The following is a 9,780-nucleotide window of genomic DNA, read 5'->3' on the forward strand; positions in this document are numbered from 1 at the left end:
GCCCGATTCCCCCTCGCTGGTGTGCCACTCGGCGGGTCTGGTAGGGAGTAGGGATGAGCACCTCCCTCGTGATGTCCGGTGATGACCTCGAGTTCCTGCTGTACGACTGGCTGGATGTGGTGGGGCTGACCGGGCGGGAGCGGTTCGCCGATCACTCGCGCGAGACCTTCGATCAGGTGTTGCGGCTGTGTCAGGATCTGGCCACCACCTACTTCGCGCCGCACAATCGCGACAGCGATCTGCACGAGCCCACCTTCGACGGCGAGCGGGTGCGCATCATCCCCGCGGTCGGGAAGGCGTTGCAGGCCTTCGCCGATGCCGGGATGATCGGGGCGGCAATGGATTACGAGATCGGCGGGATGCAGCTGCCGCACTCGGTCTATACCGCGTGCATGTCCTGGTTCCACGCCGCCAATGTGGGCACGGCCGCCTACGTGCTGCTCACCACCGGCAATGCCAATCTGCTTGCCGCGCACGGCAGTCCGGAGCAGATCGACACCTACGTGCGACCCATGCTGGACGGGCGCAATTTCGGCACCATGGCGCTGTCGGAGCCGCAGGCCGGGTCCAGTCTGGCCGACATCACCACGCGGGCGGTGCCGGCGGCGGACGGCTCGTATCGGGTGTTCGGGCACAAGATGTGGATCTCCGGGGGTGATCACGACCTCGCGGAGAACATCGTGCACCTGGTGCTGGCCCGCATTCCGGGCGCACCCGAGGGCACCCGGGGCATCTCGCTGTTCATCGTTCCCAAGTTCCTGCCCGACGCGGACGGGAAGCCGACCGTGCGCAACGATGTCGCGCTGTCGGGCATCAATCACAAGATGGGCTGGCGGGGCACCGTCAATACCGCACCCGTGTTCGGGGACGGCAATTTCGCTCCGGGCGGTGAGCCGGGGGCGGTCGGGTATCTGGTGGGCACGGCGAATCACGGTCTGGCCCAGATGTTCACGATGATGAACGAGGCCCGCATCGGGGTCGGGCTGGCCTCGACGGCGCTGGGCTACACCGGATACCTGAAGTCCCTCGAATACGCGCGCAGCAGGCCGCAGGGGCGGCCGGTGACCGCGCGCGGCGGGGCGCAGGTGCCGATCGTCGAGCATCCCGACGTGCGGCGCATGCTGCTGGCGCAGAAGGCCTACGTCGAGGGCGCGCTGGCATTGCAGCTGTACTGCGGGCGGCTGGTCGACGAGCAGCGCACCGCGGCAACCGAATCCGAGCGGGGACGGGCGGGCACGCTGCTGCGCATCCTCACCCCGATCGCCAAGTCCTGGCCGAGCCAGTGGTGTCTGGCCGCCAACGATCTGGCCATCCAGATCCACGGCGGGGCGGGCTACACCCGCGACTACGACGTGGAGCAGCATTACCGCGACAATCGGCTCAATCCGATTCACGAAGGCACCCACGGCATTCAGAGCCTGGATCTGCTGGGGCGTCAGGTGACCCTGGACAATGGCGCGGCCCTGGCCGCGCTGCTCGAGACCATGGCCGCGACCATCGCCGCGGCCCGCGCCACCGGCGACGCGGAGCCGGCCGGGTTCGCCGATGCCCTGGAGGCCGCCACCGCGCGCCTGGCCGCCACCACGGCGGGGCTGTGGCGCGACGGCAATCCCGAGGCGGCGCTGGCCAATTCGGCGGTGTATCTGGAGGCGTTCGGGCACGTGGTGCTGGCCTGGATCTGGCTGGAGCAGGCGGTGACCGCGCACCGGCTGCCCTCCCACGACGGGCGGCACCGCGATCGCGCGGCCTTCCTGCGCGGTAAGCGGGTGGCCGCCCGGTATTTCTTCCGGTGGGAACTGCCCCGCACCACAGCGCAATTCGACCTGCTCGACTCCCGGGACCGCACCCTGCTCGAGCTCGACGAGTCCTGGTTCTGAGCGGTTCGGGCGGGCCCGCTGTTCGCGCTGCGCGAACAGCGGGCCCGCCCCCGCACCCATGAACATCGCGCGACCGGCACATGTCGCGAGGTCACGGCCATCGCGGCCGGGTCTCCGATCCAGCCGCCTTGATTACGGTTTGCTGGCGTCCCGGCCACAAGGACCAATCGTGGTGTGAGTGTCGGTGGCCGCGGGTAGTCTCCCGATAGACAACTCGATCAGCGTGTTCGAACGGGAGGTGTACCCGGTCTTTCCAAACACCAGGTGGTCTCCGTGCCGAGTTCCGGGGACCTGTTCGCTTTCAGCGAAATCCCAGGTCGTGTTACAGAAAACACACGGGAAACCCAACGGGAACAAAGACCACTCGCCGAACGTCTGACAGAGTAGTCATCAACCACTGCTGGGAAGTAGCGGTAGCGAGGTTCGCGGAATGGTCCGCGGGCCCCCACACCAGGCGAATGGTGTGCGAACACCAGGAGCCAGGACGGAGGAGTCATGCCAGGAACCCTGACAAGCACCCCACTGACCGCGGTCGACCGTTGCGACCGCTGCGGTGCAGCTGCGCGCGTGCGCGCAACGCTTCCCGCAGGTGGAGAGTTGCTCTTCTGCCAGCATCACGCCAACGAGCACATGGACCGTCTTCGTGAGCTCGAGGCCGTGATCGACACGGAGTCGGCACCGGCGCTTTAACAGCTCCTCCAGCTCGGAGGGACTCGATCGGGAGTCACGCTTCCCGGCAAGGGAATCAACCTTCGAGGGCCCGCTCGACAATTGAATCTTCCCAACAGAAAACCCGGCAGCGGGCGACCAGCAGGTCGCCCGCTGCTGCTGTATCCGGGGTCACCCGGCAAGCGTTATGCCGATCACCTATCGACAGTGGCCCGGGTCTCAACGTGGCCCGAGACACGCGAAACCCGCTGTGCGCAACGCGACAATCGTCATGTGCCCGCCGCGAGATCGGCCCGGTACAACGGATGGGTGCCGCAGACCTCGCAAGCCACTTACCTGCAGGATCGACATATGGTCGCGCTCTGGACGTGGAACGGCCACGCCGCGGGCCGCGCCCCGAAGGACCTCGGCGAGGTCGAGACCCTCGCACTCGCCGTCCCGGACCGGGACGGCATCGGCGTCACGGACGTGGAATGCGCTCTGGTGGAACCGGAGCGGTTATGCACTCTGCCTATCGAAAACCCCGGGGAATCGATACAGCTGTTACGCCGGGCCGTCGAGGCCGACGTCGAGGAGCGGCGCCTGCCCACGGCCGCGCACGCCGTCCCGAATGCCACCCGGACCGCCGTCGTGTCGGCCGGGCGCGCGCTGCGGGCACTGCGGGGCACCATCGCGCTGCACGCCGAGCTGCGCTCGCAGCTGAAGGCCGAGCTGCGGCCGTACCAGGCGCGCGGCATCACCTGGTTGCGGGAGGCCAGCGCCGCGCACGGGGGCGCGGTGCTCGCCGACGAGATGGGACTGGGCAAGACCGTGCAGGCCATCGGGTATCTGCTCGGGAAGGCCGGGGACGGACCGCAACTCGTGGTGTGCCCGACCTCGCTGGTGGGCAACTGGGCGCACGAGATCGAACGCTTCGCGCCCGGACTGCGGGCGCTGGCCTGGCGGGGCGGGCAGCCGCCGGCGGCGGAGGCCGGGACCATCGTGGTGACCGGGTATCCGACGCTGCGCGGGCACGGTGACGCGCTGGCCGGGCAACGGTGGGCCGCCGTGGTTTTCGACGAGGCGCAGGTGCTGAAGAATCCGCGTACCCAGGTGGCCAGGGCGGCGCGGGCCATCACCGCCGACGCGCGGATCGCGCTGACCGGGACGCCGGTCGAGAACCACCTCGACGAGCTGTGGGCGCTGCTGAATCTGGTGGTGCCGCAGGAGTTCACGCACAAGGCGCAGTTCCGGCGGCGATTCGGGCGGCCCATCTCGGAGGGGTCGGCCGACGCGGTGCTGCGGCTGCGCGACGCCCTGGAGCCGATTGTGCTGGGGCGGCGCAAATCCCAGGTGGCGGCGAGCCTGCCGGCCAAGATCCACACCGATCTGGTCTGCGATCTGACCGACGAGCAGGAGCGGCTCTACGACCAGCTGTTGGACCGGGCCGAGGCGGCCGGTTTCGGTGCCGGGGCCCAGCGGCACACCCGTGTGCTCGCGGTGCTGACCGAACTCAAGCAGGTGTGCAACCACCCGGGGCTGATCACCGGGGAACTGAACGAATTACCGCGCCGCTCCGGGAAATTCGACGTCTGCTCCGACATTCTGGCCAACAACCTCGACGCGGGCGCGCCCACCCTGATCTTCACCCAGTACCGCAGGACCGGTGAGCTGCTGGTCCGGCACTGCGCGGAGGCGTTCGGGGTGCGGGTGCCGTTCTTCCACGGCGGGTTGAATCCGGAAGAGCGCGGGGAGATCGTCGCCGACTTCCAATCCCCGCACGGCCCAGCCATTCTGGTGCTCAGCCTGCGCGCGGCGGGCACCGGTCTGACCCTGACCCGCGCCGCCGACGTCATCCATTTCGACCGCTGGTGGAATCCGGCGGTCGAGGCGCAGGCCTCCGATCGCGCCCACCGCATCGGCCAGACCCGCACCGTCACCGTCACCACCCTGACCTCGGGCACCACCATCGAGGAACACATCGCGGGCATGCACGAGCGCAAGTCGGCCCTCACCGACCTCACCGACGCCGCGGGCATCGCCGAACTCGCCCGCCTCGACGACGAACGGCTCATGGAACTGCTGCGCCGGAAGCGGGGAAACTGACATGGCGGACAACGAATTCGGCTACACCGCCTGGGCCCGGGACTGGCTCCGCCTCCCCGAACCCCTCAACCTCACCAAACCCGAGCCCCTGCTCCCCCGCGCCCGCAGCATCGCCCGCAACAACGGCGTCCGCACCGAGATCGAGGGCAGCGTGGTGCGCGCCCACATCCACCGCGGCTCGGAAGCCTCGGTGACACACCTGGAACTGACGACCCTGCCGCACACCACCATCGCCGCCATCGCCGCGGTGGTCCCGGCGGACTCCCTCACCCTGAACGACCAACTGCACGCCGCGGTCATCGCCGCGGGCCTCTCGGTGACCCCGATCCTCGCCGCCACCGACTGCTCCTGCCGAGCCCGCAACGCCCGCTGCCTCCACATGCTCGCCACCTGCTACGCGGTCATCCGCCTGATCGACGAAAACCCGTGGCTGGCACTGGATCTCCAGGGCTACCGCAGCACCGCCCCCGCGGCAGAAGCCGAAACTCCGACCTCGATCCCCCGCTGGACACCGATCGACGCCCTGGACCCGGCAGTCTACTTCGGCTGAGAACCGGCCGACCTCACGAATATCCCTGTGCCGCAGGCAAACAGCCGAAGACGCGCCCGAAAAGGGAGCATTCGGGCAGGTCGGAGGATTCCGGAACATGCGTTCGAACGGCGAGTTACCGTCACCGAGTGCCGTCCATCCGTCACGAGATCCCCTTGCAGTTGCTGCGCCATCGGGCCGAAGTCGCGGCCCGGATCGCCCGCATCGTCCTCGGGCTGCAGGTGCCCGACCTACCCTGCTGGCGACCAGGGCCGGAAACGGTCACTCTCCTGTCGCCCGGCGAACTGCATCTGGACGTGGTACTCATCGGCTCGGTCACCGACAAGCCGGAATATGCCATCATCCACGAAGTCCAGAACTCCGGTTGCACAGCCGAACTCGAACGCATCGCACTGAGTTGGCCGGCCTATGTCACGCACGTACGCCAGCGGTTGGGCTGCCCCGTGGTGCTGCTGGCGTTCTGCCCCGACGAGCGGACCGCCCGCAAGGTCGCCGCACCGATCGAGACCGGCCACCCCGACTTCGTCTTCCGGCCCCGGACCTACTGGCCCGGCATGCTGCCCGCGATCACCACGGTCGCGGAGGCCGATCAGTGGCCCGAGCTGGCCCTGCTATCCGCGCCGGGCCATCTCTCCGACGCCGAGCGCCGGACCGTGCTCACCATGGCACTCGAGGCGATGCAACATCTCGAGCCGGATTGGCGTGTCCACTACCATGACTACATCAGCAGATGCGTACCCGAACGGTACCGGAAGGAGTGGGAGGAGCTCGTGGCTATCGCAATCGAGAACTACCACTGGGAGAGCGACTTCGCGCACGAACACCAGGCTATCGGCCGGGCTGAAGGCCGGGCTGAAGCGTTGGCAGCGTTGGCGGGATCCGTGCTGCGGGTCTTGGAACGCCGTGGGTTGCAGGTCGACGATGCTGTACGAGCGCGCGCGACCTCCTGCTCGGATCTCGATCAACTGACGCGCTGGCTGGACCTCGCTTTGACCGTCGATTCCGCTGAGCAGATCTTCGACCGAGGCGCTGATCCGCTGGGCGATCCGGACTAGAACAGCAGTCGAGCGCTACCGCGTGGACACGCCCGAGGCTTCCTCACCGATACCGGAATCACGTTCGGACGGTGGCGAACCCAGCTGCGGTCGGCCGCCTCGCCGCCGCTGCTCGCCTCGGGGCTGCCGGTAGCGCGCAGCGCCGCCCGGGTCGGCTGTGCCACGCCGAGCGCCTACGTGGCCGCCTTCCACCGTGAAGTCGGCGTCTCGCCCACACGCTACTTCACGCGCTGACCCGATCACCGGCGCCGAAGCTGTCGGTGCCCACCGCTACGGTCGGCGTTATGGCGAACCCCGGGTACTCGTTCACGGCCGAACTCTGGGAGTGGGAGGCGCAGGCGTCCTGGTTTTTCGTGAGCCTGCCCGAAACCGTAGCCGACGATATCGACGAGCTGTACGGCCATACCGCGGCCGGATTCGGCTCGATCAAGGTGCAGGTCACCGTCGGCGACACTCGCTGGTCCACCTCGATCTTCCCCGACGGCAAGCGCGGGACCTTCGTGCTGCCGGTGAAGAAGGCGGTCCGGGTCGCCGAGGGGTTGGAGGTCGGCGACCCGGTCGAGGTCGAGCTGGAGATCGCCTGATCAGATCCGGCGCAGGGCGGCGATGCGTTCGGTGAGCTGGTCGCCGGTGGCCAGAGCGGTTGGGGGGCCGCCGCATTCGCGGCGCAGATCGCCGTGGATGACGCCGTGGGGTTTGCCGGTGCGGTGGTGATGCATGGCGACCAGGCTGTTGAGTTCGCGGCGCAGTTCGGAGAGGCGGTCGGAGGTGGCGGCGCGTTCGGCGGCGGCCTCGACGGCGGGACCGGCCGGGGCCGCGGCGGCGGCGCTGCGGTCGGCGAGCTGGCGGGACTGGCGTTCGCGCAACAGGGCACGCATCTGGTCGGCGTCGAGCAGGCCGGGGATGCCGAGGTAGTCGGCCTCCTCGTCGCTGCCGGAGAAGGTGGCGGTGCCGAAGGAGTCGCCGTCGTAGATGACCTGGTCGAGCTCGGCGTCGGCGGCCAGGGCGACGAACTTCTTCTCCTCCTCGCCCGCTTCGTCCTTCTGCTTGTTCGCGTCGATGAGCAGTTCGTCCTCGAGCGCGTTCGCCTCACGGTGCGGCTTGCCGATGACGTGATCGCGCTGCAACTCCAGCTGGGCGGCCAGATCCAGCAGCACCGGCACCGAGGGCAGGAAGACGCTGGCGGTCTCACCGGTCTTGCGGGCACGCACGAAACGGCCGATGGCCTGCGCGAAGTAGAGCGGGGTCGAGGCGGAGGTGGCGTACACGCCGACGGCCAGGCGCGGCACGTCGACGCCCTCGGACACCATGCGCACCGCGACCATCCACGGGTCGGTGTTCTCGCTGAAGGTGCCGATGCGGTCGGAGGAGTCCGGGTCGTCGGAGAGCACGATGGTCGGTTTGGTGCCCGAAATGTGTTCCAGCAGTTCGGCGTAGTCGCGCGCCTTCTCCTGATCGGTGGCGATCACCAGGCCGCCCGCGTCGGGCATGCCGGTGGCGCGCAGCTGGCGCAGGCGGGTGTCGGCGGCCTGCAGCACCTTCGACATCCAGTCACCGGCCGGGTCGAGGGCGGTGCGCCAGGCGCGGGCGGTCTGCTCCGCATTGAGGGGTTCGCCGAGGCGGGCCGAGTACTCCTCGCCCGCGCTGTCGCGCCAGTGCGCCTCGCCGGAGTAGGCGAGGAAGACCACGGGTCGCACGACGCCGTCGGCGAGCGCCTCGGAGTAGCCGTAGGTGTGGTCGGCACGCGACTTCTCGAATCCGGACTCATCGGCCTCGTAGGTGATGAAGGGGATCTTGGAGTCGTCGCTGCGGAACGGGGTGCCGGTGAGGTGCAGGCGGCGGGTGGCGTCGCCGAACGCCTCTTCGACTGCCTCACCCCAGCTCTTGGCGTCGCCGGCGTGGTGGATCTCGTCCATGATGACCAGCGTCTTGCGGTTCTCGGTGCGCACCCGGTGCTTGCACGGGTGCGACGCGATCTGCGCGTAGGTCACCACCACGCCGTGATAGTCCGAGGAGGTGGAGCCGGTCGAGTTGGAGAAGTTCGAGTCCAGCTGGATCCCGGTGCGCGCCGCCGAGGCCGCCCACTGGTGCTTGAGGTGCTCGGTGGGCGCGACCACCGTCACCTGATCGACCGTACGGTCGTTCAACAGCTCGGCAGCCACCCGCAACGCGAAGGTCGTCTTACCAGCGCCGGGAGTGGCGACGGCAAGGAAGTCGCGTGGCTTGGCTGTCAGATATTTGGTCAGAGCCCTGCGCTGCCATGCACGTAACGAACCGCCACCACCCGAAGTCACTCGGTAGAGAGTAGCGATCGATGCCGACAGCTTTCCAATCCGACACAGCCCCTTCGAGTGCGCCACGACACATTGCCTGTCTGGTCCCATTCGAACCGCTGGTAGGCAATGCTTAGGCCACGATGAACGCGCACGACGAATCTCCGCAACACGCCGACGCGCCCGCCCCGGGATCACCCGTCGTGCTCGCCGCCACTCGCTGGGGCCGCATCCGCCAACTCGTCGTGCACGTCGCTGTGAAGGCTTGGAACGACTCCATCTTCAACAAATCCGCCGCTGCCGCCTTCTGGCAGACGCTGTCGCTGGCTCCGCTGCTGCTGGGACTGCTGGGCAGCCTGGGCTACGTCGGGCACTGGTTCGGCCCGAACACGGTCAGCATCGTGCAGTCCAAGATCGTCAGCTTCGCCCGGAAGGCGTTCAGCCCCAGCGTGGTCGACAGCCTGGTCCAGCCGACGGTCAACGATGTGCTGCAGCGCGGCCACGGCGGTGTCGTCTCCGTCGGCTTCGTCCTGTCGCTGTGGGCCGGTTCCTCGGCCATGGCCACCTTCGTCGACGCCATCACCGCCGCCCACGGCCAGGCCGCCGCCCGCCACCCGGTCTGGCAGCGCATTTTCGCGCTGCTCCTCTATGTCGGATTCCTGCTGGTGGCCGTCCTGATCCTGCCTCTGATCGCCCTGGGCCCCACCCTCATCGGCCGCGTCCTGCCCCACGCCTGGCGCGAACCCGGCCTGCGTCTCATCGACACCTTCTACTACCCCGGCACCGGCCTGCTCCTGATCGTCGGCCTCACCTTCCTCTACAAGACCGCCCTGCACCGCACCCTCCCCTGGCACCGCCTGTTCGGCGGAGCTCTTGTCGCGGGTGTCTTCTTCATGGCTGCCAGCGAGGGCCTGCGCCGCTACCTCGCCTGGGTGACCAAGACCGGCATCTCCTACGGCGCCCTGGCCGCCCCCATCGCCTTTCTCCTGTTCACGTTCTTCCTGGCCTTCGCCATCATCCTGGGCGCCGAATTCAATGCCAGCGTCCAGGAATTCTGGCCCGCCCGAGCCACCCGCATGACCCAGATCCGCGTGTGGTGGCGGTCCCGCAAGCACCGTCGACGGCCGCCGCGCCCCGAGCCGAGCCGCCCCGCCTTGACGCGGGCGAGCACGCCGGGTACGCAGGAGGCGGTCAGCACCTCGCTAGGCGAGGCTCCTGTTCGAACACAGGCCACTGATCCGACGACGTCGAGAGACGCCCAGGGTTAGTAC

At 68.5% G+C, this 9,780-nt stretch carries 7 protein-coding genes, 2 pseudogenes and 1 riboswitch; of the genes and pseudogenes, 8 read left to right on the forward strand and 1 reads right to left on the reverse strand.

The genetic code is table 11. The features are described from left to right. The first annotated feature begins 53 nt into the window (after positions 1-53). From NS2_RS14645 to NS2_RS14675, 7 genes and pseudogenes are all read left to right on the forward strand, one after another. Positions 54-1,877, forward strand: a complete 1,824-nt coding sequence (locus tag NS2_RS14645; RefSeq protein ID WP_036546968.1) for an acyl-CoA dehydrogenase — start codon at positions 54-56, stop codon at positions 1,875-1,877. Between the two features lie 495 nt (positions 1,878-2,372). Further along, entirely contained in the window at positions 2,373-2,567 is a 195-nt protein-coding gene (locus NS2_RS37470) for a DUF7455 domain-containing protein (protein ID WP_033087939.1), read from the forward strand. Between the two features lie 330 nt (positions 2,568-2,897). Next, the gene (locus tag NS2_RS14655) at positions 2,898-4,631 is read left to right on the forward strand and encodes a DEAD/DEAH box helicase (protein WP_033087938.1); all 1,734 of its coding nucleotides are present in this window, start codon (positions 2,898-2,900) and stop codon (positions 4,629-4,631) included. 1 nt (position 4,632) lies between these two features. Continuing rightward, positions 4,633-5,181: an SWIM zinc finger-containing protein gene (locus NS2_RS14660; protein WP_033087937.1), complete on the forward strand. Its 549-nt coding sequence runs from the start codon at positions 4,633-4,635 to the stop codon at positions 5,179-5,181. 128 nt (positions 5,182-5,309) lie between these two features. Further along, positions 5,310-6,236: a hypothetical protein gene (locus NS2_RS14665; protein ID WP_033087936.1), complete on the forward strand. Its 927-nt coding sequence runs from the start codon at positions 5,310-5,312 to the stop codon at positions 6,234-6,236. 39 nt (positions 6,237-6,275) lie between these two features. Continuing rightward, positions 6,276-6,470, forward strand: a pseudogene (locus tag NS2_RS14670) (helix-turn-helix domain-containing protein); the annotation flags it as partial. 50 nt (positions 6,471-6,520) lie between these two features. Next, entirely contained in the window at positions 6,521-6,820 is a 300-nt protein-coding gene (locus NS2_RS14675) for a DUF1905 domain-containing protein (protein WP_071344352.1), read from the forward strand. Here the strand turns inward: NS2_RS14675 and NS2_RS14680 are convergent, their stop codons facing one another. After that, on the reverse strand, positions 6,821-8,530 hold the full coding sequence (locus tag NS2_RS14680; RefSeq protein ID WP_033087934.1) for a DEAD/DEAH box helicase: 1,710 nt from the start codon (positions 8,528-8,530) through the stop codon (positions 6,821-6,823). A 122-nt stretch (positions 8,531-8,652) separates the two neighbouring features. Between NS2_RS14680 and NS2_RS14685 the strand changes: the two are divergent. Then, positions 8,653-9,606 (forward strand): annotated as a pseudogene (locus NS2_RS14685) (YihY/virulence factor BrkB family protein); the annotation flags it as partial. Between the two features lie 94 nt (positions 9,607-9,700). Then, a riboswitch (M-box (ykoK) riboswitch) is annotated at positions 9,701-9,780 on the forward strand. This riboswitch is flagged as partial in the annotation.

The sequence above is a fragment of the Nocardia seriolae NBRC 15557 genome, from assembly GCF_007990715.1.
Taxonomy (GTDB): domain Bacteria; phylum Actinomycetota; class Actinomycetes; order Mycobacteriales; family Mycobacteriaceae; genus Nocardia; species Nocardia seriolae.

What these genes read in the sequence shown, in the direction of transcription:
- NS2_RS14645 (WP_036546968.1), top strand. Translation starts at nt 54, where the DNA reads ATGAGCACCTCCCTCGTGATGTCCGGTGATGACCTCGAGTTCCTGCTG.
- NS2_RS37470 (WP_033087939.1), top strand. Translation starts at nt 2,373, where the DNA reads ATGCCAGGAACCCTGACAAGCACCCCACTGACCGCGGTCGACCGTTGC.
- NS2_RS14655 (WP_033087938.1), top strand. Translation starts at nt 2,898, where the DNA reads ATGGTCGCGCTCTGGACGTGGAACGGCCACGCCGCGGGCCGCGCCCCG.
- NS2_RS14660 (WP_033087937.1), top strand. Translation starts at nt 4,633, where the DNA reads ATGGCGGACAACGAATTCGGCTACACCGCCTGGGCCCGGGACTGGCTC.
- NS2_RS14675 (WP_071344352.1), top strand. Translation starts at nt 6,521, where the DNA reads ATGGCGAACCCCGGGTACTCGTTCACGGCCGAACTCTGGGAGTGGGAG.